Source organism: Pannonibacter sp. Q-1 (genome assembly GCF_054073275.1).
Map to the genome: position 1 here is coordinate 469,382 of NZ_JBSXNB010000003.1, position 24,778 is coordinate 494,159.

Annotated in this window: 21 protein-coding genes; 11 read left to right on the forward strand and 10 right to left on the reverse strand. The window is 63.3% G+C overall.

The annotated features are described in order from the left end of the window. Positions 1 to 44 precede the first annotated feature (44 nt). Both ACVNHC_RS10055 and bglB read right to left on the reverse strand, forming a co-directional pair. The gene (locus ACVNHC_RS10055) at positions 45 to 1,325 is read right to left on the reverse strand and encodes an ABC transporter substrate-binding protein (protein WP_457167143.1); all 1,281 of its coding nucleotides are present in this window, start codon (positions 1,323 to 1,325) and stop codon (positions 45 to 47) included. A gap of 94 nt (positions 1,326 to 1,419) precedes the next feature. Beyond that, positions 1,420 to 2,538, reverse strand: coding sequence for a beta-galactosidase BglB (gene bglB / locus ACVNHC_RS10060; protein ID WP_457167144.1), 1,119 nt, complete (start codon positions 2,536 to 2,538; stop codon positions 1,420 to 1,422). A gap of 217 nt (positions 2,539 to 2,755) precedes the next feature. Here bglB and kdgR point away from each other — a divergent pair, with 217 nt between their 5' ends. Next, positions 2,756 to 3,577 (forward strand): DNA-binding transcriptional regulator KdgR, encoded by an 822-nt coding sequence (gene kdgR, locus ACVNHC_RS10065; protein WP_457167145.1) that lies wholly within the window; start codon positions 2,756 to 2,758, stop codon positions 3,575 to 3,577. Positions 3,578 to 3,781: 204 nt separating this feature from the next. On the opposite strand, the gene ACVNHC_RS10070 is transcribed toward kdgR, so the two are convergent. From ACVNHC_RS10070 to ACVNHC_RS10100, 7 genes are all read right to left on the reverse strand, one after another. Continuing rightward, a complete protein-coding gene (locus ACVNHC_RS10070) occupies positions 3,782 to 5,263 on the reverse strand; it encodes an FGGY-family carbohydrate kinase (protein ID WP_457167146.1) in 1,482 nt (493 codons plus the stop codon). 6 nt (positions 5,264 to 5,269) lie between these two features. Beyond that, positions 5,270 to 5,584: an L-rhamnose mutarotase gene (gene rhaM / locus ACVNHC_RS10075; protein ID WP_457167147.1), complete on the reverse strand. Its 315-nt coding sequence runs from the start codon at positions 5,582 to 5,584 to the stop codon at positions 5,270 to 5,272. A 1-nt stretch (position 5,585) separates the two neighbouring features. Next, complete coding sequence (locus ACVNHC_RS10080) at positions 5,586 to 6,620, reverse strand: ABC transporter permease (protein ID WP_457167148.1); 1,035 nt, start codon at positions 6,618 to 6,620, stop codon at positions 5,586 to 5,588. After that, a complete protein-coding gene (locus ACVNHC_RS10085) occupies positions 6,617 to 7,600 on the reverse strand; it encodes an ABC transporter permease (RefSeq protein WP_457167149.1) in 984 nt (327 codons plus the stop codon). Before ACVNHC_RS10085 ends, ACVNHC_RS10080 begins: the two co-directional genes overlap by 4 nt. Continuing rightward, positions 7,597 to 9,153 carry a sugar ABC transporter ATP-binding protein gene (locus ACVNHC_RS10090; RefSeq protein WP_457167150.1) on the reverse strand — a complete coding sequence of 519 codons (1,557 nt, stop codon included), beginning with the start codon at positions 9,151 to 9,153 and terminating at the stop codon, positions 7,597 to 7,599. Before ACVNHC_RS10090 ends, ACVNHC_RS10085 begins: the two co-directional genes overlap by 4 nt. Before the next feature lie 139 nt (positions 9,154 to 9,292). Further along, positions 9,293 to 10,285 (reverse strand): rhamnose ABC transporter substrate-binding protein, encoded by a 993-nt coding sequence (gene rhaS, locus ACVNHC_RS10095; protein ID WP_457167151.1) that lies wholly within the window; start codon positions 10,283 to 10,285, stop codon positions 9,293 to 9,295. A gap of 60 nt (positions 10,286 to 10,345) precedes the next feature. Further along, the gene (locus tag ACVNHC_RS10100) at positions 10,346 to 11,152 is read right to left on the reverse strand and encodes a DeoR/GlpR family DNA-binding transcription regulator (protein ID WP_019965538.1); all 807 of its coding nucleotides are present in this window, start codon (positions 11,150 to 11,152) and stop codon (positions 10,346 to 10,348) included. 188 nt (positions 11,153 to 11,340) lie between these two features. Here ACVNHC_RS10100 and ACVNHC_RS10105 point away from each other — a divergent pair, with 188 nt between their 5' ends. From ACVNHC_RS10105 to ACVNHC_RS10145, 9 genes are all read left to right on the forward strand, one after another. After that, positions 11,341 to 13,443, forward strand: coding sequence for a bifunctional rhamnulose-1-phosphate aldolase/short-chain dehydrogenase (locus ACVNHC_RS10105; RefSeq protein ID WP_457167152.1), 2,103 nt, complete (start codon positions 11,341 to 11,343; stop codon positions 13,441 to 13,443). Positions 13,444 to 13,455: 12 nt separating this feature from the next. Continuing rightward, complete coding sequence (gene rhaI, locus ACVNHC_RS10110) at positions 13,456 to 14,745, forward strand: L-rhamnose catabolism isomerase (RefSeq protein ID WP_457167153.1); 1,290 nt, start codon at positions 13,456 to 13,458, stop codon at positions 14,743 to 14,745. 700 nt (positions 14,746 to 15,445) lie between these two features. Beyond that, a complete protein-coding gene (locus ACVNHC_RS10115; RefSeq protein WP_457167154.1) occupies positions 15,446 to 16,225 on the forward strand; it encodes an ABC transporter ATP-binding protein in 780 nt (259 codons plus the stop codon). Positions 16,226 to 16,256: 31 nt separating this feature from the next. Further along, on the forward strand, positions 16,257 to 17,030 hold the full coding sequence (locus ACVNHC_RS10120) for a transporter substrate-binding domain-containing protein (protein WP_457167155.1): 774 nt from the start codon (positions 16,257 to 16,259) through the stop codon (positions 17,028 to 17,030). A gap of 629 nt (positions 17,031 to 17,659) precedes the next feature. Further along, positions 17,660 to 18,385, forward strand: coding sequence for an ABC transporter permease (locus ACVNHC_RS10125; RefSeq protein WP_457167156.1), 726 nt, complete (start codon positions 17,660 to 17,662; stop codon positions 18,383 to 18,385). Between the two features lie 9 nt (positions 18,386 to 18,394). After that, positions 18,395 to 19,084, forward strand: a complete 690-nt coding sequence (locus ACVNHC_RS10130) for an ABC transporter permease (protein WP_457167157.1) — start codon at positions 18,395 to 18,397, stop codon at positions 19,082 to 19,084. A 42-nt stretch (positions 19,085 to 19,126) separates the two neighbouring features. Then, positions 19,127 to 20,047, forward strand: a complete 921-nt coding sequence (locus tag ACVNHC_RS10135) for a homocysteine S-methyltransferase family protein (protein ID WP_457167158.1) — start codon at positions 19,127 to 19,129, stop codon at positions 20,045 to 20,047. 233 nt (positions 20,048 to 20,280) lie between these two features. Next, positions 20,281 to 21,285: a TAXI family TRAP transporter solute-binding subunit gene (locus ACVNHC_RS10140; RefSeq protein ID WP_050474827.1), complete on the forward strand. Its 1,005-nt coding sequence runs from the start codon at positions 20,281 to 20,283 to the stop codon at positions 21,283 to 21,285. Positions 21,286 to 21,452: 167 nt separating this feature from the next. After that, on the forward strand, positions 21,453 to 23,489 hold the full coding sequence (locus ACVNHC_RS10145) for a TRAP transporter permease (protein WP_457167159.1): 2,037 nt from the start codon (positions 21,453 to 21,455) through the stop codon (positions 23,487 to 23,489). 68 nt (positions 23,490 to 23,557) lie between these two features. Here the strand turns inward: ACVNHC_RS10145 and ACVNHC_RS10150 are convergent, their stop codons facing one another. After that, positions 23,558 to 24,088, reverse strand: coding sequence for an invasion associated locus B family protein (locus ACVNHC_RS10150; RefSeq protein WP_457167160.1), 531 nt, complete (start codon positions 24,086 to 24,088; stop codon positions 23,558 to 23,560). Positions 24,089 to 24,484: 396 nt separating this feature from the next. Here ACVNHC_RS10150 and ACVNHC_RS10155 point away from each other — a divergent pair, with 396 nt between their 5' ends. Then, positions 24,485 to 24,730: a hypothetical protein gene (locus ACVNHC_RS10155; protein WP_457167161.1), complete on the forward strand. Its 246-nt coding sequence runs from the start codon at positions 24,485 to 24,487 to the stop codon at positions 24,728 to 24,730. The last annotated feature ends 48 nt before the right edge of the window (positions 24,731 to 24,778 follow it).

Genomic DNA, 24,778 nt, shown 5'->3' on the forward strand with positions numbered 1-24,778 from the left:
CCCCGCCGGAAGGTGGGGCGGATGGTTCCAGGCAATGCGGCGTATCAGCGCGCGCGCTCGATGATCGACTGGGCGTCGTCGATGAACTCCGCACCGGCATCGGCGGGTGTCTGCGTGCCGAGGATCACATTCGAGGCCGTGCGCATGAAGGCATCCCGCACCTCGCCCGCGCCCTTGGGCTGCGGCATCGGCAGCGGGCCGACCTTGTCCTGAATGGCCGTGAAGTAATCGACCGTGCGCTTCTCGATGGAGCTGAAGGACGGCGCCAGCGCCTCACGCACCTTCGGCGAGCAGGGAATACCGCGTTCAAGGCCGAGAATGCCGGTGATCTCCGGGTCATTCACCCAGTCGTTCATATAGGCCATGGCCGCATCCACATCCTTGGCATCGCGCGACAGGGAGAGGAACATGGACGGCTTGATGAACTGGCCCGGCTGGCCGCCGGCCAGATGCGGCAGCATGGCAGGACCTGCCTCGTCCTGCATCAGATCCTGCACACCCACGATCTGGTTCGACCAGATCAGCGACATGGCCGTATCGCCCTTGACGACACCGCGTTCGGCCAGCGCCGGGTCCAGCATCAGCGCCCGGTCCCTGGGGGCCACGGCATCGGCCTTGCGCAGATCATCCCAGTACTGGAAGAAGGAAGCGGCGTCTTCGGCCATCGCCGCCACGTTGCCATCGTTGTCGTAGAATTCGCGGCCGCGCTGGCGCACCCAGGCTTCCAGATATTCGATATAGGTGGAGAAGTCGTCCGTGCCCTTCACCCGGCCGCCGGACGCCTTGGTGATCTCCGCCGCGATCCGGGCGAAATCCTCATGGGTCCAGCTGTAGGGATCGAACTCGACGCGGGCGTCCTTGAAGACGCGGGCATTGAAGACGACCATCTGCGAGTTGGAGCCGATGTTCAGCGCATAAAGCTTGCCGTCCACCTTGCCGCCATCCAGCGGGCCCTGGTCGAAACCGTCGAGCATCAGCGTCTTGCCGATGTGATCATCCAGCGGCTGCAGCGCGCCGCGGCCCACATATTCAAACAGGAAGCGGTGATCCATCTGCACCAGATCGGCCATGTTGCGGCCGGCCGTCTGGGTGGCCATCTTGGTCCAGTAGTCGCCCCAGCCGATGGTTTCGCCCGACACGGTGATGCCCGGATGCTTCTTCTGGAAGGCCTCGATCACGGCAAAGGTGCGCTTGTCGCGCTCCGGATTGCCCCACCAGTAGTGGCGGATCGTGCGGTTCTGGGCGAGGGCCGCGCCGCCAGGCATGGCAGCGGCCAGTGCAGCCAGACCCATTCCCCCAAGGACGGTTCTGCGTGTGACAGTCATTCTGGTCTCCTCCCTGTTTGGCCCGGAACCTCCATTCCGCGGCCTTTGTGCTCCGGCAGGGCTCCTCTCCCCGCCGCATTCCCCCGCAGCCCTGTCAGATGTAGCTGCGCAAAAGCTCCGTCAGGCACAGCATGGCCATCGCCTGCCCGTAAGGCATCGAGGTCAGCTTGATCTCCCGGTAGAAATCGAGGTCATGGCCCATGGCGGTGCCAAAGGACACCTGCTGCAGCTCGCCATCCTCGCTGATGTTGGCAACAACACCGCGCATGGCACGCTCGGCCACTTCAAGGTATTCGCCAGGCAGATAGCGCTTGCGCACGCCCTTCATCAGGCCATAGGCGAACCCCGCCGTGGCCGAGGCTTCCACATAGCTTGAAGGGTCATCCAGCAGCGTGTGCCACAGGCCGCTTTCGTGCTGGTACTGCTTCAGCGCGGCGGCCTGACGGCCCAGCACCGACAGCAGATGGCGGCGCAACGCGTCACCTTCCTTCAGGTCCAGCATCTCGATGAACTCAGGGATCGCAATGGTGATCCAGCTGTTGCCACGCGCCCAGAGCGCCCGGGCAAAGTTGTGGTTGCCGTCAAAGCTCCAGCCGTGGAACCAGAGGCCGCTCTGCGTGTCCATCAGATACTGGGCATGCAGCAGGAACTGGTACTTCGCCTCTTCCACATACTCGGGACGCCCCAGCACCAGCCCGGTCTTGGCCAGCGGCAGCACGCTCATCATCAACGTGTCGTCCCACATCTGCTGGTCGTTGACGCTGTTGTAGACGATGTGTTGCAACCCGCCCTCGCGGGTGCGCGGCATCTCGTGCATCACCCATTCGGCCCAGGTTTCCAGATAGGGCACCCACTGCGGATTGGGCACAAGCTCATGCAGCCAGGCCAGGGTGAGGAACGGAGCAACGGTGTTGATGTTCTTCGTCGGCGTGCCTTCCGCCATCCGCGCCGAAAACCAGTCGCGGATGATGCGCATGGCCTGCGCATTGCCGGTCAGCTGCCAGTAGCGGAACAGGCCATAGAGCCCGATGCCATGGGTCCATTCCCAGCCGGCCCAACCCTTGGTATCAATGACGCGGCCATCCTCAAGGCGGAGCAGGAATTCCCCCGTCTTGTCCTCGATGCTGATGAGGTTCCCGGTCAGCCGGTCGATGAGGCCGCAGACCTCGTCCCGGGTGACAAACCTCTCCTTCTGCCGCAACAGCGGATGCATGCGCGATCTCCTCCCAGATACCGCTTGAAATTTTTTCGGAACGCAATTCCGTTATTGTCAGGCAACCACAATCCTGCAGCCTTGGCAATCAGTTAAACCGATTGAATCGTGATTTTCACGCGCCTGCATAAAGTTGCGCCATTTCCGGCTCGAGCCAGCTTGACAGGCAGAGATTCAAATTTCAGAATGGCATTTCAAAAAATACTGAACGAGAAAAATGCCCGACAGCAAGCCCAAGGCTTCTTCCAGAGCCGAACCCAAAACCGAAAATGCCGCTGCGGTCCTCAAGGTTTTCGCCGTGCTGGAGGCATTGGTTGACGAGCGGCAGGCAAGCCTCGCCGTCATCGCCAAGCGGGCCATGACGTCAAAGACCACGGCCCACCGTCTGCTGCAGACCATGGTGGACCTCGGTTATGCCGAGCAGGACGGGGACACGGAGAAATACCGCCTCACCCTCAAGCTCTTCAGCCTTGGTGCCCGCTCCCTCAACGAGGAATCGGACCTGATCCGCATCGCCGACAAGGTGATGGGACGCCTGTCCCGGGCGACGGGCGAATGCATCAATCTCGGCGTCATGGACGACCGGGAGCAGCGCGTCGCCTACATCCACAAATACGATTCCTTCTACAACCTCTCCACCCAATCCACCCTCGGCCGCCGCAATCCGCTGCACAGCACCTCGCTGGGCAAGGCCCTGCTCGCCTGGCGCAGCGACGAGGAGATCGGCGAGCGCCTCGCCCGCATGGAGTTGCCGAAGCTGGCCCCGCGTACCATCACCGACACGGACTCCCTTTTAGCCGCCATTCTTCAGGTCCGCGCGCAGGGCTTTGCCGAAGAGATCGAGGAAAGCGAGGCCGGCGTGCGCTGCATGGCCATTCCGGTTCTGGACCACCTGGGCCGCTCCATCGCCGCCATCAGCATTTCCTTCCCGCTGTTCCGTTTCGACGAAACCCGCAAGGCCGAATACGCAGGCCTCCTCAAATCCGCCTCCCGCGAGGCCTCCACCGCGCTGGGCTGCCCGCCGGACAAGCTGGTGTGATACCGTCCGGAGCGTGGCCACAACGCTCCTCTTTCCCTTGGGCCAGCCAACTTCACACACCAGTTACAAACACACGCCCGCAGTGATGCATGCAGTTTGGGGCAAGACGTCTCCGCCCCCCTCCCCCTCGTGGGGAGGGGTAAGGGGTGGGGGGCTCTGAGCCCGCAACTATCTGTTTCCTAAAGAGATCACCAGAAAGAACTGCTACTCGGGATCATTTGTTTTTCTGCCAACCGGAGAGGCTTCCCCCCCACCCCCTTGCCCCTCCCCACGAGGGGGAGGGGGGCTGAAAGGCCGTGCCTCAGCCACCACCTGCCGCCACGCAGCGGCATAGGCGGCAAGACCATCGTCCGGCATGACGGCGACCTCTTCATCCTGCGCCGTGCCTTCCCCGTCCCGCCCTTCATCACCCGCCAGCAGCAGCGCCGCACCGATGCTGGTGCCGGTAACCGACCCGTCACCAACCTGCACCTTGCGAGCCGTGGCGGCTTCCAGCATGGCGAGGTACAGCCGGTTGGCGGCAAACGGTCCTTCGACAATCACCGGCCCTTCCCCCCCGGTCATGGCAAGGCATTCCGCCGTCACAAGCGCCAGATAGAAGGACACCACCGCGTAGCGCTGGCCATCAGACAGACTGGCCTCGTCCACGCTCCAGCGCTGCGCCCGGCCCTGAAACGGACCGGAACGCGGTTCGACGGCAGGCAGAAGCAGGATGGAACGGTCCAGAACCTGCTGCACGTCAGCAGCCGTGCTGGCTCTTTCGTGCCCCTCCATCATCAGATCAAACTCGCGCCCGCCCATGAACCGGGCCGACGGCACCGCGCCACCCAGTGCATTGACATTGACCAGCGTGTCGCGGGCAGGATCGAGCGTTTTCGCAGCCGCGCCAACGCTGAGCGAAATCACCCAGGTGCCGGTGGAGACGACGGAGAAAGCCCCCTGCCGGACCAGAAGATGCGGATAGAGCGAAGCGTTGCTGTCATGGATGCCGCAGGCAACCGGAAGCCCCTCCGGCAGACCGGCCCGTTCCGCCACATCCGGCAGCAGCGGGCCCAGCACGTCACCAGCCTTGCGCACCGGCGCCATGCGGCCCTCAAGGCCAAGCCGTGACACCAGCGGCGAAAACACGCCCTCGAACGGGTTCCACAGATCCGTGTGGCAGCCCAGTGACGTGACCTCGCAGGCGGCAACGCCCGTCAGGCGGTAGGTCCAGTATTGCGGATAGGTGAGAACCTGCGCGGTGCGCTCCCGCAAACCGCCTTGCGTTTCCAGCAGCCAGTGAAGCTGTGCCCCCAGATTGAGCCCCATGGGCAGGCGCGGCGAGCCCGTCTGCGCAAAATCGGGCCGCAGGGCATCATATTGGCCGGCAAGGTCATCCGGGCCGGTGAACTCATAATCGAGCACAGGTGTAGCCAAATTGCCGGAGGCATCCAGCAGCACGGCAGACGCGCCATGGGTGGTGACGCTGATGCCGTCAATCCGGTGCTCTGCCGCCAGTTCCTTCAGGCTTTCCAGAAAGAAGCTCCAGAGCCCTTCCACATCGAAATGCGGATAGGGCCCATCCGTCCGCACAAGGTTCGGCCGCCGCCGGACGCCCAGTTCCTGCCGGCGCGCGATGTCCACCACCGCCACCTTGGCGTTGGTCTTGCCGATGTCGATCACCGCGATGTTGCGCAAGCTGGTCATGCCGGGTCAGTCCATGTGGAAGACGGTTTCAAGGGCAACGGCCACCGGCTCGTTGTCCGGCTTCGTTTCCATGATATCGGCCATATGCGCCCACCAGCGCTGCATCACCGGCGACGCCGGAAGGTTTGCCACCTTTTCAGCGCTCTCGCGCCACATCACGGCGAAGAGGATATTCGTCTCCCGGTCGAGATGGATGGAATAGTCGCGGATGCCTGCCTCCTTCAGCAGGGCGGACAGCTCCGGCCAGATCTCGTCATGGCGGCGGCGGTATTCGGCCTCCATGCCGGGATTGAGCTTCATCTTGAAGGCATATTTCTCCATCTCACCCTCCCTTGCGGCGCTGCAGGATCTGGCGGGCAAGGCGCGGCAGGGCGATGACGCCGATCAGCAGCAGGCCGGTGAAGATCGACATAACGATGCCCGGCACGTTGAGGAGACCGAGACCAAAGGTGACCAGCCCCATCACCAGCGCCGCGATGACGACCCCGGCGATGCTGCCCGCTCCGCCCAGAATGCTGACCCCGCCCAGCACCACCATGGTCACCACCTCCAGTTCCATGCCCGAGGCAATGGACGGGCGCGTGGCGCCAAGCCGCGAGGTGAGGCACACGGCGGCAATGCCGGACATGAGGCCGGTGAGCAGGAACAGGGCAAACTTCACCCGCGCCACCCGGATGCCGGAAAAGAGCGCAGCCACCGGATTGTTGCCGATGGCATAGACCGCCCGGCCAAAGGTGGTGGCATGCAGCAGCAGGCCGAAGAGAACAGCCAGAATGGCAAAGAGCACCAGCTCGAAGGAGATCACCCACCAGACATAGCCCTGCCCGAACCAGGCGAAGGACGCCGGATAGCCGGTATAGGCCTTGTCGCCCAGCACGATGTAGGAGATGCCGCGGAAGAGGCTCATAGTGCCGATGGTGACAACAATCGACGGCAGGCCCAGACCCGTGACAAGTGCGCCGTTCACCACCCCGCACAGCAGCCCGACACCGAGGCCGATGGCCACCAGCGTGGGCGTGTCGGCGCCCATCTGCACCGCATAGCCCATGACGGTTGAGGCGAGTGCGATGATGGCGGCGACCGACAGGTCAATCTCGCCGGAGATGATCAGCAGCGCCATGGCAAAGGCGATCATCGCCTTTTCGGTGAAATTGAACGTGGCATCCGACAGGTTCCACGGATCGAGGAAATAGGGAGAGGCCAGCGCATTCAGAATGAAGATGGCCACCGCCACGCCGAAGAGCATCAGTTCCCAGCTTGAAGTGATCCGCTGCAGCGGGCTGCGCAGCCGGTCGGGGATCTGCCGCCCGCCGCCGGGCGCCCCGGAACCGGGAGTGGGAAGGGAAACGGATGTCATGCCGTGTGCTCCGCCGCTTTCAGGATGACCCGGCCCTTCGGCCGGTTCTGGGTAACATTCACCGCCACTGCAATCAGGATGGCCGAACCGGAGATGGCGAGCTGCCAGAAGGGCGAGACATTGACCACCGGCAGCGCATTCTTGATGATGCCGAGGAACAGCGCCCCCAGCACCGCGCCTGCCACGCTGCCCGCACCGCCAGCGATGGAAATGCCGCCGATGACGCAGGCCGCCACCACATCCAGTTCAAAGCCTGCGGCAATATCCACATAAGCGACCGCATAGCGCGCCACCCAGAGATAGCCGGTGAGGCCTGCCAGCGCGCCGGAGAGCACGAAGGCAGCGCATCGGGTGCGGCCCGTGTCGATGCCTGCATATTGCGCCGCATGCGGATTGCCGCCCACCGCATGGAAAGCGCGGCCCAGCGCGGTGCGGGTGACCAGAACGGCAAAGCCGATGACAACCGCAATCGCGATCCAGGACAGCACCGGCAGGCCCAGAACCACCGTGCGCGGAAAGGCCTTGAAGGCATCACTCATCTGATGCGCGTTGATCCAGCGCCCTTCGGAAATCAGGAAGATGATGCCCCGGAAGATGGTCATCGTGCCCAGCGTCACCACGATCGGCGGGATCGACAGACGCCAGACCAGCAGGCCGTTGATCAGCCCGAGCCCCGCGCCCAGCGTAATGGACAGGAGGATGATCAGCGGCACCGGCAGATCCGGCATCATGGTGTTGACCAGCGCCGCCACCATGCCCGTGAGCGCCAGGTTGGCTGCCACCGACAGATCGATGCACCGGGTCAGGATCACCGCCATCTGGCCCAGCGCCAGAATGATCAGCGGCGCCGTGTCATTGAATACGCTGGCGAGATTGGCAGGCGCGACAAAGCCGGGAAAGCGCGAGGCGATCAGCCCGGTCAGCGCCACCATTGCGCCTGCCAGCACCAGCTCGCGGCCATGGGAAAGACGGATGCTCATGCGTGGCCCTCCTCGATCCCGGCAGCGGCCCGGACCAGATTTTCCGGCGTCATCGCCTCTCCCTCGAATTCGGCGGCAATCCGCCCTTCGCGCATCACGATCACGCGGTCGGACATGCCCAGCACCTCCGGAATCTCGGACGAGACGAGAATGACCGCGAGGCCTTCGGCCGCCAGTTCCGCCATGAACTCATGCACCGCCGCCTTGGAGCCGATGTCGATGCCCTTGGTCGGCTCGTCCAGAATGATGACCCGGGGCCGGGTCGCCAGCCATTTGGCGATGATCACCTTCTGCTGGTTGCCGCCCGAGAGAAGGCCGATATCCTGATCGAGCGCAGCCGCCCGCAGGTCCAGCCGGCGGGTGTAGTCCCGCGCCAGCGCAAACTCTTCCGTCATCTTCAGAAACCCCTTGCGGGAAACGGCCTGCAAAGACGGCAGGGTGACATTCTGGAAGATCGGCAGGCCCTTCACCGCCCCCTGCTTGCCCCGGTCCTCCGGCACATAGACGATGCCCTGCCGGATGGCCGCATTGGGGGAGCGGATCACCGCCACCTCGCCGTCAATGCGGATCGCGCCCTTGGAGGGTTTCGTGATACCGAACAGCGCCTGCATGAACTCGCTGCGCCCGGCCCCGACCAGGCCATAGAAGCCAAGGATTTCACCGGCACGCAGGGTGAAGTTGATGTCCTCAAACTCGGTCGGGTGAGAGTAGCCCACCACCTTCAGCAGCTCCCCGCCCAGCTTCGGGATGCGCTTGGGGAACACCTGATCCACCGGGCGGCCCACCATCATGCGCACAAGGTCGCCCTCGCGCACATCACGGATATGCCCGGCGCCGACAAGCTCCCCGTCGCGGAATACAGTGTAACGGTCAGCCACGCGGAAGATTTCATCGAACTTGTGGCTGATGAAGAGGATGGCCTTTCCTTCTGCCTTCAGCCGGTCCACCAGCTCGTAGGTTTCCTCGATTTCCTTGTGCGACAGTGCCGCCGTCGGCTCGTCCATGATGACGACGCGCGCATCAATCGACAGGGCACGGGCAATGGCCACCAGATGGCGGCTGGCGATGCCGAGGTCCTTCAGCTGCACGTCCGGGTCAATCTGCGCGCCGATCCGCTCCAGCAGGCGCCGCGCCTGCGAGCGCATCTTGCGCCAGTCGATGAGGCCGAAGCGGCTGCGCGGGGCATGGCCGATGAAGATGTTCTCTGCCACCGTCAGCTCGTCAAAGAGCACGGTTTCCTGATGGATTGCCGTCACCCCGGCCTTTGCGGCTGCTTCCGCCGCGGGAAAGGTCACCGGCTGGCCGTCGACGCGGATCTCGCCCGCATCCGGCTGGTAGATGCCGGTCAGAACCTTGACGATGGTGGACTTGCCCGCACCATTTTCCCCGATCAGCGCCGTCACCTGCCCCGGATAGAGATCCAGCGACACGCCCGACAGCGCCTTGACGCCCGGAAAGGACTTGGAAATACCGGTCAGCGACAGGACCGGCTGGTCCTTTGCGCTGGCCGGGTGCAAGGCTGCACCCGGCTGATCCGGGAAGTTGGCAAGCATGGCAATGCCCCGGTTATGCCGGGGCATGGAACCCCGGCGTCATGTGTGATGTTTCATCCGGATCGCGGACGGTGCCCGGCCAGTGACGGCATCCGTGACGGCATGTCACGGCCGGGCACATCTTGAGGCCTGGGAGGTCTCAGAAAATGTCCTTGAACTCGTCGATGTTGGAGCTGTCATAGACAAACGGGTCCGCCATGGCCCCCGTGTTGCTGTCATCCAGCGTCAAGGTGCCCATGCGGCCCATCGGAATTTCTGCGCCCGGCTTGGCTTCGGCCTTGCCGGTGGCAAGGTTGTAGGACAGCATCGTCGCGGCATAGCCGAGGTCGATCGGGTTCCAGATGGCGAAGGACTTGGAGGCGCCCGACTTGATGTGACCGGCCATTTCGGACGGCAGGCCGAGACCCGTCACATTGACCTGACCGGCCTTGCCCGCATCGGTGACAGCCTGCGCCGCCGCAACGATGCCGACGGAGGTCGGGGCAATGATCGCCTTCATATCCGGATAGGTCTGCATCAGGCCCTGGGCCTCACGGTAGGACTTGTCGGCAAGGTCATCGCCATAGACGGTGGCGACCACATTGATGCCCTTGTAGGTGTCCTTGACCTTGTTCATCTCCTCGATCCAGATGTTCTGGTTCGTCGCCGTGGCAGAGGCCGACAGAACGGCCACATCACCGCCCTCCGGCAGGTGATCTGCCGCCAGCTTGATGATCATGTTGCCGATCAGCGGGTTGGACGAGGGGTTGAGATGCAGCTGGCGGCCTTCCGGCGCCACGCCCGAGTCCCACGAAATAACGGTGATGCCGCGGTCCATTGCCTTCTTCAGGGCCGGAACCAGCGCGTCCTGATCATTGGCCGAGATGGCAATCGCATCCACCCTCTGGGCGATCAGCGCATTGATCACCTCGATCTGGCCTTCAGCCGTGGTGCCGGTCGGGCCGGTGTAGATGATCTCCACATCGCCCAGTTCCTTCGCAGCTTCCTGCGCGCCCTTGTTGGCCGCTTCAAAGAAGCCGATGCCCAGCGCCTTCACCACCAGCGCAATGCGCTTGGTTTCGGCATGGGCCGGAGCGGAGAATGCGAGAGCAGCAACAGCGGTTGCCGCCAGAAGCGTCTTCATGAATGTCATTGTCTTCCTCCCAGTCATTCCACCGGCTGTTCCTCCCGCCGGTCAGAAATCGTTGTTCCGTCAGCCCCCGCCGGCGGCGCTTGCCTGCGCTGCCTCGACAGGTGCTGCAATCACCTGCACCCCTGCCTGCTCCAGCATCTGGGCGGCACTATCGGGAATCCCCTCGTCGGTGATCACTGTGGTGATGCGGTCCAGCGGGCACAGGATCAGGCTGGAGCGGCTGCGGAATTTGGATGAGTCCGCCAGAACCACCAGTTCATCCGCCTGCCCGATCAGTTTCTGCTCCGCCTGGATGAGAAGCGGATCCGCCTCCATCAGCCCCAGCGGGCCCAGCCCCTGCGCCCCCATGAACATGCGCCGCGCATAGAAATTGCGCGTCACGTCATTGTCGAAGGGGCTCAGGATGATGTTCTGCTCCCGGTAGATCACTCCGCCGGAGAGGATGATCGTGTTCTTCGAATGCTTGAGCAGGTGCTCGGCAATCGGGAACGAGTTGGTGAAGATCTGCATGCGCTTGCTGGCCAGCGGATGCACCATCTGGAAGGTGGTGGTGCCACCGTTGATGATGATCGCATCGCCGTCGGTGCAAAGCTCCACCGCCGCCCGGGCAATCGCCCGCTTCTGCTGCGCGTTGATCGCCTCGTTGACGCTGAAGGGGCGGCCCGCCAGCCCGACGAACTGCGGCGGCGTGATCGATTCCGCCCCGCCGCGCACCCGGCGCAGCTTCTTCTGCACATGCAGCGCCGCGATATCCCGGCGGATGGTCGCTTCCGAGGAATCGGTCAGCGCCACCAGTTCCGCAACAGTCACGACCGGACGGTCCTGAACGGCGGACAAGATGATCCTGTGGCGCTCTTTCTCGTGCATGCAATCCTCCCGACTTCCCGCTCAGGCTTCCATCAAATTCGCGCAGTGTCAATCATGATTCGTCATATTGCTGCAATGCAGCGTCATTTTTGATCGATCATGATCGAAACTGATTGACAACGAGACGCATCACGGCAAGTCTCCGGTCAAAAGCTGGCCCCGTTCCAGCTTGTCCTTGGGAGGAAGACATGACTGATTCCGCCGCCGGTTCCCGGCTCGCAAACCTGTGGGATGAGGCCAAGGCCTCGGCCATGACCGAATCCGGCCGCCTGCTCTACCGCTCGAACCTGCTCGGGTCCGACAAGCGCATCACCAACTATGGCGGCGGCAACACCTCTGCCAAGGTGATGGAAAAGGACCCGCTGACCGGCGGGATGGCGGAAGTGCTGTGGGTCAAGGGCTCCGGCGGTGACGTGGGCACCATCAAGCTCGACGGGTTTGCCACGCTCTACATGGACAAGCTGCGGGCGCTGAAGGGCATTTACCGGGGCGTTGCCTTCGAGGACGAGATGGTGGGCCTGCTGCCCCACTGCACCTTCAATCTCAACCCGCGTGCCGCCTCCATCGACACGCCGCTGCATGCCTATGTGCCGAAGAAGCACGTGGACCACATGCACCCGGACGCCATCATCGCCATTGCCGCCTCGAAGGACAGCAAGGCGCTGACGGAAGAGATCTTCGGCAAGGACATCGGCTGGCTGCCGTGGAAGCGCCCCGGCTATGAACTGGGCCTGTGGCTGGAAAAATTCTGCCTCGAAAACCCGGAGGCGCGCGGCGTCGTGCTGGAAAGCCATGGCCTCTTCACCTGGGCCGATGATGCACGCACCTGCTACGAGACGACCATCGAAATCATCAGCAAGGCGATGGCCTGGTTCGAGGGCAAGCTGGCTGGCAAGGCCGCTTTCGGCGGCCAGAAGCACGCCATCCTGCCGCGTGATCAGCGCCGCGCCATTGCTGCGCGCCTGATGCCCGCCATCCGCGGCATGGTCAGCGGCCAGCAGCACATGGCCGGCCACTTTGACGACAGCGATGCCGTGCTGGAATTCGTCTGCGCGAAGGATATGGAAGCCCTCGCGGCCCTCGGCACCAGCTGCCCGGACCATTTCCTGCGCACCAAGATCCGCCCGTTGGTCGTAAACCTTGATCCGGCAAATCCGGATGTGGACGCTGTGCTCAAGGGCCTGCCGGATGCGGTTGCCGCCTACCGGCAGGACTACACGGCCTATTACGAGCGCTGCAAGCATGCGGACAGTCCCGCCCTGCGTGATCCCAATGCCGTTGTCTATCTGGTGCCCGGCGTCGGCATGATCACCTTCGCCAAGGACAAGGCCACGGCCCGCATCTCGGGCGAGTTCTATGTGAACGCCATCAACGTGATGCGCGGCGCTTCCGGCGTTTCCACCTATTGCGGCCTGCCGGAGCAGGAAGCCTTCGACATCGAGTACTGGCTGCTTGAGGAAGCCAAGCTGCAGCGCATGCCCAAGCCGAAGAGCCTTGCCGGCCGTATCGCCTTCGTCACCGGCGGAGCTGGCGGCATCGGCTCGGCAACGGCGGAGCGGCTGATGAGCGAAGGCGCCTGCGTGGTGCTGGCCGATATCGACGCCAACTCCCTCGCCCAGACGGCAGAGCGCCTGGCCGCCCGCCATTCCGGCGACGTGGTGCGCACCGTGGTCATGGATGTAACCAGCGAGGACGCGGTGGAGCGGGCCTATGCGGAAGCCTGCACGGAATTCGGCGGCATCGACATTCTGGTGTCGAACGCGGGCATCGCTTCCTCGGCGCCCATCGAGGAAACCAGCCTTGAGCTGTGGAACAAGAACATGTCGATCCTTTCGACCGGCTATTTCCTTGTTTCCCGCAGCGCCTTCAAGGTGATGAAGGCGCAAGGGATCGGCGGCTCCATCGTCTTCATCGCCTCCAAGAACGGCCTTGCCGCCTCCCCCGGCGCCAGCGCCTATTGCACGGCCAAGGCCTCGGAAATCCACCTCGCCCGTTGCCTTGCGCTGGAAGGCGCACCGGATGGCATCCGCGTCAACGTGGTCAATCCGGATGCGGTGCTGCGCGGCTCCAAGATCTGGTCGGGCGACTGGCTGAAGGAACGCGCACAGGCCTATGGCAAGGACACGGCGGATCTGGAAGAGCATTACCGCCAGCGCTCGCTGCTGAAGCGCTCCGTGCTGCCGGAAGACATTGCAGAGGCCACCTATTTCTTCGCCAGCGAGGCTTCGGCCAAGTCCACCGGCAATATCATCAACGTGGACGCGGGCAACGTCCAGTCCTTCACCCGCTGACGGAGGCCATCCATGACCCAGATGATCGGTTCTGATGTCCTTGAGAAGGACAATGCCGCCCGCAAAGCGGACCTCGCGCGCGACTATGACAGCCTTGGCGAGCGGCTCGCCCGCCGGGGCATCGATATCAACGCGGTGAAGGCAAAGGTTGCCGCCTATGGCGTCGCCGTGCCCTCCTGGGGCGTTGGCACTGGCGGCACCCGCTTTGCCCGTTTCCCCGGCGCAGGCGAGCCGCGCCACATCTTCGACAAGCTGGAGGACTGCGGTGTCATCCAGCAGCTGACCCGGGCAACGCCCTCCGTCTCCCTGCATATCCCGTGGGACAAGGCCGATCCGGCGGACCTGAAGGCCAAGGCGGACAGTCTCGGCCTCGGCTTTGACGCCATGAACTCCAACACCTTCCAGGATCAGGCCGGACAGGCCCATTCCTACAAGTTCGGCTCCCTCTCCCACACGGATGCCGCCACCCGCGCGCAGGCGGTGGAGCACAATATCGAATGTATCGAGCTTGGCCGCGCCATTGGCTCGAAGGCGCTGACCGTGTGGATCGGCGACGGCTCCAACTTCCCCGGGCAGTCGCATTTCACCCGCCAGTTTGAGCGCTATCTGGAAGCAGCCCGGCAGATCTACGCTGCCCTGCCGGAGGACTGGCGGCTCTTCACCGAGCACAAGATGTATGAGCCCGCCTTCTATTCCACCGTGGTGCAGGACTGGGGCACGAACTATCTCATCGCGCAGGAACTGGGCCCCAAGGCCTTCTGCCTCGTTGATCTGGGCCACCATGCGCCCAACGTGAACATCGAAATGATCGTCGCCCGCCTCATCCACTTCGGCAAGCTGGGCGGCTTCCATTTCAACGACAGCAAATATGGCGACGACGATCTCGACACCGGCTCGGTCGATCCCTACCGGCTGTTCCTCGTCTTCAACGAACTGGTGGACGCGGAAACCCGCAAGGCGCCGGGCTTTGCCCCCTCGCACATGCTGGACCAGTCGCACAATGTCACCGACCCGATCGAAAGCCTGATGGTCAGCGCCATGGAGGTGCAGCGTGCCTATGCGCAGGCCCTGCTGGTGGACCGCAAGGCGCTCGGCGGCTTCCAGGACGGCAACGACGCGCTGATGGCCACCACCACGCTGAAGACCGCCTTCCGCACCGATGTGGAGCCCATCCTCGCCATGGCCCGTCTGGAATCGGGCGGTGCCATCGACCCCGTCTCCACCTACCGCGCCTCCGGCTACCCCGCCAGCGCCGCATCCATCCGCCCGGCGGTTTCCGGCGCTGGCGGGGGGATTGTGTGATAGTTTAGGCTTGGCGCATGAACTGCAGGCTCAAACATCAGGTGCGGACGGGAGCCCGTAGTGCTGTGCCTGATACATTTCAGGACCTTTCCGCCCCCCCTCCCCACGAACTACTGCATGCACACATCGTGTCTGAAGCCGAAGACAGCTTGGGGAAAGCCTGAAGCCCGGTCACTCTGGCACGGTCTTTCAGCCCCCCTCCCCCTCGTGGGGAGGGGTTAGGGGTGGGGGGAAAGGTCTTTCCATCTGGCAGAGTGTCCATTGATTACAGGCAGCGTCTCCTCGTGAGGCCTTTTCAGGTGTCAATCTGTCTTTCATATAGTTTTCGGCTCAGAGCCCCCCACCCCTCACCCCTCCCCACCAGGGGGAGGGGGGCGGCAGGCGTCCTCCCGAAAAGCAAACGCCTCACTGCGGACGATGTCCGGACCTGATGTGTGAATCCGATAGCCCCACCAAAGGGGAGGGGAGCGGAAGCACCTTGCTACCAAACAGATGCATCACTGCGGGTTGCTGTCCGCATACGAGGTGTGAATCCGCCTCCCTTGACGAGGAGCCTCTCCCTCTTGGCAACGCCCCCACAAAACAGCAGCTCTGCCTGCCGCCTTCCAAAGGAAATATCTTTCCCAAACGTCCGCATGCCAATTGGCAAGCTGGCAAAACCGGGCTAACAGGCGGTTGAAACAACGCGGAACGGCTGCCCATGACGCATGAGCCCGCCTTTGCCCTTGAGGTGGAGGACGTCCACAAGAGCTACGGCCCCAACGAAGTGCTGAAAGGCATTTCGATGACCGCCCGCAAGGGCGATGTGATCTCCCTCATCGGCTCATCGGGAGCGGGCAAGAGCACCTTCCTGCGCTGCCTCAATTTTCTGGAACAGCCCGACCGGGGCCGCTTTGTCGTCAATGGCGAGGAAGTGGCGCTGAAGCCGGACCGGCATGGCCGCCTGCATCCGGCCAACTGGCGTCAGATCGAGCGCCTGCGCACCGGGCTGTCCATGGTGTTCCAGAACTTCAATCTCTGGGCGCACATGACCGTGCTGGAAAACGTCATCGAAGCCCCTGTCCATGTGCTGGGCCAGAACCGGCGCGAGGCCGTGGAGCGGGCCGAGGCGCTGCTGGCCAAGGTCGGCCTTCATGACAAGCGCGATGCCTATCCGGCCTTTCTCTCGGGCGGCCAGCAGCAGCGCGCCGCCATTGCCCGTGCCCTGTGCATGGAGCCTTCGGTGATGCTCTTTGACGAGCCGACCTCCGCGCTGGACCCGGAGCTTGTCGGCGAGGTGCTGAAGGTCATCCGCGATCTGGCCGCCGAAGGGCGCACCATGGTGCTCGTCACCCATGAGATGAGCTTTGCGCGCGATGTCTCCAGCCACGTCATGTTCCTGCATCAGGGCCGCGTGGAAGAGGAAGGCACGCCGGAGAAGGTGTTCGGCGCCCCGGAAAGCGTCCGCTGCCGCGAATTCACCGCCTCATTGAGACACTGAGAACCAATCACAGCATAAACGGGGAAACACCATGAAGAAGCTTCTGTCCATTCTCCTCACCGGCGCCGCGCTTGCGGCAAGCTCCGCCTCCGCCTCCGCCGAACTGCGCTTCGGCGTGATGAACGAGCCCTATCCGCCCTTCTTCACCAAGGATGCCTCCGGCGAGTGGGTGGGCTGGGAAATCGACCTGATGGATGCCGTCTGCGAGGAAATGAAGGAGCAGTGCTCCATCGTCGACATCGCCTGGGACGGACTGATCCCCGGCCTGCAGGCCAAGAAGATCGACGTGATCTGGTCCTCCATGTCCATCACCGAAGAGCGCAAGAAGACCATTGCCTTCACGGACAAGTACTACAACACGCCCAGCAAGCTGATCGGCGCCAAGGACGGCATCATGGGCGCAGGCCCCGATGACGTCGCCGGCAAGATCATCGGCATTCAGGTCTCGACCATCCAGTCCGACTATTACGCCAAGTATTTCAAGGACAAGGCCTCGGAAAAGACCTACGCTACCCTGGATGAGGCCTTCCAGGACCTCGCCGCCGGGCGCATCGACTATGTGTTTGGTGATGCCATGCCGCTGGAAGAGTTCCTGAAGTCCAGCTACGGCGAAAGCTGCTGCGAGGACAAGGGCAACGTGGCCGATGACCCGGCCGTGCTGGGCTCCGGCATCGGCGGCGGCCTGCGTCAGGACGACACGGAACTTCAGGCCAAGCTGAATGCCGCCATCGCCGCCGTCCGCGCCAGCGGCAAATACAAGGAAATCTCGGACAAGTACTTCACGTTCGATCCTTACGGCGAGTGATCTGAACTCGGGTAAAGGAGCGATCTGGTTGCTCTGGCACAGCTTTTCAGCCCCCCTCCCCCTGGTGGGCTACTGCATGCACACATCGTTTACAAAGACGTCGAGAGCATTAGCACAGGGCGGCATCGGTTGTTTCAAAGGCACGGCCTATCTGTTCCCCTCCCCCTTGAGGGGAGGGGTGAGGGGTGGGGGTAACAGACTGAAAACACGGGGTATTTTCATTGAAGATGTGCTGGGTAGAGACAAGTGCCTGTCAATCAGGGCTCCTGCATGAAGACCCCCACCCCTACCCCCTCCCCTCAAGGGGGAGGGGAAACGAGAGGCTTCAGCCAGAGAAGTAGGGATCTGAAACTGCTTACCTTTTCCACCATCAAAGCAGCGCTTGTGGCCTCTTCTTATACGATGTGTGAATCTGGTAGCCCCCCCGGGGGGGGAAGGGGGGCGGAGACGCCCTGACCCAAACAAGCGCCATCACTGCGGGCTCTCTCCTGCAGCCGTTTCGTGAACAAAGAAGCCCTGTTTGTTGCGAGCAGGATCAGGCGGATGACCGCTGGCTCTTGATCAAGCAAACTCCAATCCCGGTCCGGGCGGTTTAAAACTGCCCCGTCCCCTACTCTTTCAGAGGCAGCATGGCGAACCTGACCTATCTTGAGCTTCTGGCACCCTCGCCTCCCGGCTGGGGTGGTGTGCTGCTGGCCGGGGCTGCGTCGACGATCGCCATTTCGCTCGGCGCTTACCTCACCGGCATGGTGCTGGGCCTGCTGGGGGCCTGGGGCAAGCTCAAGGGCGGGCGCGTGACCTCGGCCCTGCTCGATGGCTACACCACCGCCATCCGCGCCATTCCCGAACTCATCCTGATCATCGGCCTTTATTATGCCGGCACCGACGGCCTGAACCGGCTGCTCACCGCCATCGGCTTGCCCACCATCGAGGTGAACGGCTTTGTGGCAGCCGTCGCCGTGCTCGGCATCGTGCAGGGTGCCTACATGACGGAAGTGTTCCGCGGTGCCATTGTTGCCGTGCCCATCGGCCAGATCGAGGCGGGGGCCGCCTTCGGCATGCGGCCTTCCTTGCGCTTCCGCCGCATCATCCTGCCAGCGATGATCCCCAATGCCATGCCAGGCCTTGCCAATCTGTGGATGTCCGTCACCAAGGACAGCGCCCTCATTGCCGTTGTCGGCTATCAGGAACTGGCACTGGCGACGCGCATCGCGGCGGGCAACACCAAGCAATATTTCCTGTTCTTCGCGGCGGCGGCGGTGCTCTATCTGATCATCAGCCTTGTCTCCACCCGTGTGTTCAACCTGCTGGAGCGGCGCGCGCGCCGGGGCCAGCCGGCACCCGGCCAGGCATAGGAGGGACGGATGGATTTCTCCTGGCTTGGCAAATACGCCCCGCTGCTTCTATCCGGTGCCTGGCAGACGGTTGCCCTGCTCGGCATTTCCGTCAGCATCGGCTTTGTCCTCGCCATTGGCCTGGCGCTGGCGCAGGTGTCCGGCCCCTTGTGGCTGCGGCTGCTGGCGCGCGGTTACTGCGGCTTCTTCCGGGGCACGCCGCTGCTGATCCAGCTGTGGCTGCTCTATTATGGCGTCGGCTCGCTGCTGCCGATGGTGCCGGGCCTGCGCGGCAGTTTTCTCTGGCCCATCCTGCGCGAAGGCTTCTTCTTCGCCGCCGTCAGCTTCACGCTCAACCATGCCGCCTATCAGGCCGAGATCCTGCGCGGCGCCCTGCTGAGCGTGCCCAAGGGCGAGCTGGAAGCCGGGCGCGCCTTCGGCATGACGCCCTTCCTGCTGTTGCGGCGCATCTGGCTGCCGCGTGCCATCCGCACGGCCCTGCCCAGCATCACCGGCGAAATCGTGCTGCAGCTCAAGGCAACTCCGCTCGCCTTCACCGTCACGGTGATGGATCTCTACGCGGTCGCCTACAAGGTGCGGCAGGATACGCTGCTCGTCTATGAACCGCTGATCGTGGTCACGCTCTTCTATGTGGGCCTGACCATCATCCTCACCCGCATTTTCAAGCATGTGGAGGCGCAGGTGCCCGTGCGCCGCTGACGGCGCAGCCCTGCAGCCTCCGAACCCGCGAAGGAGCATTTCATGGCCAGCAACATCCGTATCCTCGACGGCGGCATGAGCCGCGAACTGGTGCGGCTCGGCGCCGAGCTGAAGCAGCCGGAATGGTCGGCCCTTGCCCTCATCGACACGCCAAACATCGTGCGGCAGGTGCATGAGGAGTTCATCGCTGCGGGCGCCGATGTCATCACCACCAACAGCTATGCGCTGGTGCCCTATCACATCGGCGAAGAGCGGTTTGCCAAGGAAGGCCGTGCCCTGATCGCCCTCTCCGGCCGCCTTGCCCGGGAAGCAGCAGACGCGGAAACCACACGCAGCGTGATGGTCGCCGGCGGCCTGCCGCCCATCTTCGGCTCCTACGAGCCGCAGAATTTCGATCCCGCCCGCGTGCAGGACTATCTCTCCGTCCTCGTCGAGGAACTTGAGTCCTATGCAGATGTGTGGCTGGGCGAGACCCTGAGCCTCATTGCCGAGGGCGAAGCCGTGCGCATCGCCACCGGGGGCACCAACCGCCCCTTCTGGGTGTCCTTCACGCTGGAAGATGCAGACACGGAAGCGGCCATCGCCAACCCGAAGCTGCGCGGCGGGGAAACAGTGACAGAGGCTGCCGAATGGGCCGCAGGCTCGGGCGCGGCAGCGCTTCTGTTCAACTGTGCCAAGCCGGAAATCATGGCCAGCGCCATCAAGGCCGCCTCAGCCGTCTTCGCCGCAAAAGGCGTGAAGCTGGACCTCGGCGTCTATGCCAATGCCTTTGAAAGCAACACCGATGACGGCGCGGCCAACGAGGCCCTGCACGGCACCCGCGCCGACCTGACCGGCGACCGCTACACCGGCTTTGCCTGCGACTGGGTCAACGCTGGCGCCACCCTTGTCGGCGGCTGCTGCGGCATCGGCGCCAGCCACATCCACAACCTTGCCGCCCGTCTGAAGGGAAATGCGGCCTAAGGCAGGCAAGCAGGGCCCTCTCGGATAACGGAGCACCGGCACATTTGCCGGTGCAGTTCTGTTCAAACCTGATAGAGTTTTTTTCATGATGCGATTCCGGGCAGCCGCCCGGCTCTCCCGCGTCAGCCCCCTAGCACGCCCTGTTTCTTTCCCACGGAACGCTGACATGAGCAGCCAGGAAACAGGGACCGGAAAGAAAACAAGCTGAGAACAGCAGAGAGGAACGGGACTACATGTTCGCCTATTTCAAGAGCGCCTTTACCGCCGCCGCAGTGACGGCCAGCCTCATGGCGCCCGCCGCGGCGCAGGATATCAAGTTCTTCACCATCGGCACGGGCGGCACGGCCGCCACCTATTATCCGGTGGGCGGCGTCATCGCCAATGCCATCTCCAATCCTCCCGGCTCGCGTCCCTGCGAGGAAGGCGGCAGCTGCGGCGTGCCGGGCCTGATTGCTTCGGCCGTGTCCTCGCGCGGTTCGGTTGACAACCTGAACGCCATTTCCTCGGGCCTGCGCAATTCGGGCTTTGCCCAGTCGGACGTTGCCTACTGGGCCTACACCGGCACCGGCACCATGCAGGGCCAGCCCCCGGCTGAAAAGCTGCGCGCCATCGCCGCCCTCTTCCCCGAGCATATCCATCTGGTGGCTCTGGCTGACAGCGGCATCAATTCCGTCGCCGACCTCAAGGGCAAGCGCGTCTCGCTGGATGAGCCGGGCTCCGGCACCTATGTCGATGCCAACCTGATCCTCGAAGCCGCCGGCCTTGGCGTTGCGGACGTTACCGCCGAAGCCCTGAAGCCGGATGCGGCCAGCGATGCCCTGCGCAACGGCCAGATCGACGCCTTCTTCTTCGTCGGCGGCTACCCGACCGGCGCCATCGTGGAACTGGCTTCCGCCGCCAAGATCAAGCTCGTGCCGATCGACGGCGAGACGGCAGCCAGCCTGACTGGCGCACATGCCTTCTTCGCCAGCTCCGACGTGCCGGAAGGCGTCTATGAAGGCGTTCCGGCAACCACGACGGTGGCCGTTGGCGCCCAGTGGATCACCAGCTCGGACGAAAGCGAAGACCTGGTCTACGAGATCACCAAGGCGCTGTGGAACGACAACACCCGCAAGCTGCTGGACACCGGCCACGCCAAGGGCAAGTCGATCACCAAGGAATCCGCTCTCGACGGCATCGGCATCCCGCTGCATCCGGGCGCCGAGAAGTTCTACCGCGAAGCCGGCCTCCTGAAGTAAGCCTGACCCGGCACAGCACGGCCCGGAACACCCGTTTCCGGGCCGATTGCTATTGTCTCAGGGGTTCAGCCCTTACCACGTCACCTTGATATTCTTCATTTGCCGCAAGGGCTTGGGCAGATCGGAACGTGTCAGGCCCATTGCGCGCTGGTGTTACAGGACACACGATGACCACGTCCCCGGCTCCCGCGCTGACGGCCGAACAACTGGCCGAGATCGAGCGCAAATACGATCCCGAGACGGCCTTCCGCCCGACCGGGCCACGCATCGGCCACCTGATCACTGCCATCCTCGTGGCCATGTCGGTATATCATTTCTATGCTGCCGGCTTTGCCCTGATCCCGGAACTGATGCACCGGGCAATCCATATCTCCTTCGTCCTGTCGCTCGTCTTCCTGATGTTCTCCTGGCGGCGCAGCATGAACGACCAGCTGCCGCAAAAGGCATGGTACCGGATCGAGGGCGTGGCGATCCTCGATATCGCTCTGGCGCTCCTGGGCGTGGCCGCCGCCATGTACCTGCCGCTGCAATCGGCCCAGACGCTGGCCATGCGCGTCGGCAATCCGTCCACGCAGGACGTCTTCTTCGGCTCGGCACTGGTGCTGCTGACGCTGGAGGCGACACGCCGCTCTGTCGGCCCGACGCTGCCCATCATCGCGCTGCTGTTCATGGGCTTTGCCCTGTTCGGCCCCTGGATGCCCGGCGCGCTGAAACATGGCGGCACCTCCTGGCTGGGCCTCATCAACCACCTCTACATGACCAATCAGGGCATTTACGGCATCGCCATCGGCGTGATGGCGAAATACGTGTTCCTGTTCATCGTCTTCGGCGTGCTGGCCACCCGCATCGGCCTCGGCCAGCTCTTCATCGACGTTGCCATGGTGCTGGCCGGGCGCTATTCCGGCGGCCCGGCAAAGGTCGCCATCTTCTCCTCCGCCTTCATGGGCACCATCTCCGGCTCCTCCATCGCCAACACGGTGACGACCGGCGCCCTGACGATCCCGGCCATGAAACGTGTCGGCTATCCGGCCCGTTTTGCCGCCGCCGTGGAAGCCACCGCCTCCACCGGCGGGCAGATCACCCCGCCCATTCTGGGTGCTGCCGCCTTCATCATGGTGGAATATCTGCAGATCCCCCTGCGCGATGTGCTGGCCGCAGCCCTGTTCCCGGCATTGCTGCATTATTTCGGCATTCTCATCATGGTGCATCTGGAAGCCAAGCGCCTCGGCCTGCGCGGCCTCACCAGGGACGAACTGCCGAAGCTCGGCATCGTGCTGAAGCAGCACTGGCTGTCGGTCATCCCGCTGGTCATTCTGGTCTATCTGATCCTCTCCGGCCGCACGCCCGATTATGCCGCCGTCTATGGCATCATCGCCTGTGTCGTCGTCGGCGTGCTCAACCCCACCGACCGGCTGAACCTGAAGGATCTCTATAATGCGCTGGCGGCCGGTGCCCGCAACACGCTCGCGGTCGGCACTGCGGCAGCCACCGTCGGCATCGTCGTGGGTGTGGTGACGCTGACCGGCGTCGGTTTCCGCATCGGCTATGTCATCGTCCAGACCGCTGGCGACATCGGGGCAACCCTGGGCTCCCTATGGCCGCTGTCGCTGTTCACCGCAGGCCAGTGGACCCTGTTTGTCTCGCTGATCCTGATTGCCATCGCCTGCATCATCATGGGCGCAGGCATCCCGACCACCGCCACCTACATCATTCTGGTCGCTGTCGCCGCCCCTGCCCTTGCCGTACAGCAGGTGGAACCGCTGGTCGCCCATTTCTTCGTGTTCTACTATGGGGTTCTGGCCGACATCACGCCACCGGTGGCGCTTGCGGCCTATGCGGCGGCGGGAATTGCCGGGTCCAACCCGTTCCAGACGGGCAACACCGCCTTCCGCCTCGGCATTGCCAAGGCGCTGGTACCGTTTGTCTTCGTCTATTCGCCGTCGCTGCTGCTGGTGAATGCCGACTTCACCTGGTCCGCCTTTGCCATCACGCTCACGGGCGCGGCCCTCGGCATCGCCTGCCTCGGCGTGGCCTTCTCCGGCTATTTCATCGCCCCGATGCGCAAGCTGGAGCGCTGGTGGACGGGTATCGTCTCGCTGCTGTTCATCTCGCCGGGCCTTGAGACGATGGCGGCGGGCATCGTCCTGCTGCTGCCGGTGGTGTTCCTGCAGATCAAGGCAAGGCAGAAACTGGCCGCAGCCTGATACCAACACACAAGACAAAAAAGCCGGGCTGCGGTGCTCCGCAGCCCGGCTTTTCCTTGAAGAAAACCTTACTTCAGCAACGCGGCCGAACGGTCCAGCGCGGCGGAGAAGCCCTTGAGGGAGACCTGCAGGTTCAGCGGATTGCCGGCAACGGCCTGAACGCCAAGCTTCAGAATGTTGCCCTTGCGGATGGCGGCAACCGTATCCTTGTTGAGGGTCAGCGGCACCACGCAGCCGACCGGCATGCAGGTCTGGAAACGGGCGTCGGTGCCCTTTTCCTGCTCATCGACGGTCAGCTTGACGCCGCCATCAAGGTTGAGACCGAAGGGCAGAACCAGCGTGCCATTCACGGCGCCATCGGCAGCCGGAGCGAATTCGGCGAGCAGCACCATCTGGCGGGTCTGCTGATCCTGCTGCTGCTGCGAGATGGCGCAGCGCTTGCCGCCTTCACCCGACAGGCAGGTCACAGTCCAGTCGTCGAAGGTCTCCTTGACGGAGGACGCGCCCGACGGCAGGCCGCCTGCCGTCTGGGCGGTGGCCAGACCGGCGGAAAAAATCATTGCAGCACCAGCGAGGGTGGATGCCAGCTTTAAATTCATGAATCTCATCCCGATGACCGGAAAGCGGCGCAGCCGCCACCTTCACACAACACCCGCCTACCTAACCGGGCTTGCCCCTGCCTTGCAAGCAATGCCTGCAGCTGCAGGCGGGCAGCATTATCCCTTGCTGCAGTGTCCTGAAGGCCAGAATTTACAGACCGGCGGCACCCGGACTTACAATACCAAGTCTTGCGAAGCTGACGCATCATGCCTTGAGAAGGCTCAAACGCCGGACGGGCTTGACCAGATCCCGACGCGTCAGGCTCATCAGGATTTGGCATAAGCTCTCTCTCAGATCATTCCTCGGACGAGGAAGCTTATCCATGCGCTTGAAGAATCACGCGCAGAAATTTAGGGTCCGCCGCCCATTAGGATAAATCTTGAGGAAATCAATTCGTGAGACTTGTCAAATTTTTTCTCACTCTAACCATTGGTCTTGCCGTCACCGGCGGATACCTTGGCTTCCGTTGGCATCAGTATGTCACCAATACGGACACCCCCTATGACGAAATCGGAATAACGCTGAACAGCTACATGCCTGCTCCCCTCAACCAGTGGGGCTGCAACCAGCTGAAAGTGAATTTCGGCAACCAGCTGCCGCCTTACGGTTGCCAGGCAGCAACCGCCCAGCAGTGGAAGTGATGCCAGCTGCAAGGCATGTTTCCCCGGAATGGCGCAGCCTTGCATGAT

Coding starts and splice junctions, on each gene's coding strand:
- ACVNHC_RS10090 (WP_457167150.1), bottom strand. CDS start 9,153: ATGCTTGCCAACTTCCCGGATCAGCCGGGTGCAGCCTTGCACCCGGCC.
- ACVNHC_RS10150 (WP_457167160.1), bottom strand. CDS start 24,088: ATGAATTTAAAGCTGGCATCCACCCTCGCTGGTGCTGCAATGATTTTT.
- ACVNHC_RS10100 (WP_019965538.1), bottom strand. CDS start 11,152: ATGCACGAGAAAGAGCGCCACAGGATCATCTTGTCCGCCGTTCAGGAC.
- ACVNHC_RS10145 (WP_457167159.1), top strand. CDS start 21,453: ATGACCACGTCCCCGGCTCCCGCGCTGACGGCCGAACAACTGGCCGAG.
- ACVNHC_RS10085 (WP_457167149.1), bottom strand. CDS start 7,600: ATGAGCATCCGTCTTTCCCATGGCCGCGAGCTGGTGCTGGCAGGCGCA.
- ACVNHC_RS10105 (WP_457167152.1), top strand. CDS start 11,341: ATGACTGATTCCGCCGCCGGTTCCCGGCTCGCAAACCTGTGGGATGAG.
- ACVNHC_RS10115 (WP_457167154.1), top strand. CDS start 15,446: ATGACGCATGAGCCCGCCTTTGCCCTTGAGGTGGAGGACGTCCACAAG.
- rhaM (WP_457167147.1), bottom strand. CDS start 5,584: ATGGAGAAATATGCCTTCAAGATGAAGCTCAATCCCGGCATGGAGGCC.
- ACVNHC_RS10070 (WP_457167146.1), bottom strand. CDS start 5,263: ATGACCAGCTTGCGCAACATCGCGGTGATCGACATCGGCAAGACCAAC.
- kdgR (WP_457167145.1), top strand. CDS start 2,756: ATGCCCGACAGCAAGCCCAAGGCTTCTTCCAGAGCCGAACCCAAAACC.
- ACVNHC_RS10055 (WP_457167143.1), bottom strand. CDS start 1,325: ATGACTGTCACACGCAGAACCGTCCTTGGGGGAATGGGTCTGGCTGCA.
- ACVNHC_RS10120 (WP_457167155.1), top strand. CDS start 16,257: ATGAAGAAGCTTCTGTCCATTCTCCTCACCGGCGCCGCGCTTGCGGCA.
- ACVNHC_RS10135 (WP_457167158.1), top strand. CDS start 19,127: ATGGCCAGCAACATCCGTATCCTCGACGGCGGCATGAGCCGCGAACTG.
- rhaS (WP_457167151.1), bottom strand. CDS start 10,285: ATGACATTCATGAAGACGCTTCTGGCGGCAACCGCTGTTGCTGCTCTC.
- ACVNHC_RS10125 (WP_457167156.1), top strand. CDS start 17,660: ATGGCGAACCTGACCTATCTTGAGCTTCTGGCACCCTCGCCTCCCGGC.
- ACVNHC_RS10140 (WP_050474827.1), top strand. CDS start 20,281: ATGTTCGCCTATTTCAAGAGCGCCTTTACCGCCGCCGCAGTGACGGCC.
- rhaI (WP_457167153.1), top strand. CDS start 13,456: ATGACCCAGATGATCGGTTCTGATGTCCTTGAGAAGGACAATGCCGCC.
- ACVNHC_RS10130 (WP_457167157.1), top strand. CDS start 18,395: ATGGATTTCTCCTGGCTTGGCAAATACGCCCCGCTGCTTCTATCCGGT.
- bglB (WP_457167144.1), bottom strand. CDS start 2,538: ATGCATCCGCTGTTGCGGCAGAAGGAGAGGTTTGTCACCCGGGACGAG.
- ACVNHC_RS10080 (WP_457167148.1), bottom strand. CDS start 6,620: ATGACATCCGTTTCCCTTCCCACTCCCGGTTCCGGGGCGCCCGGCGGC.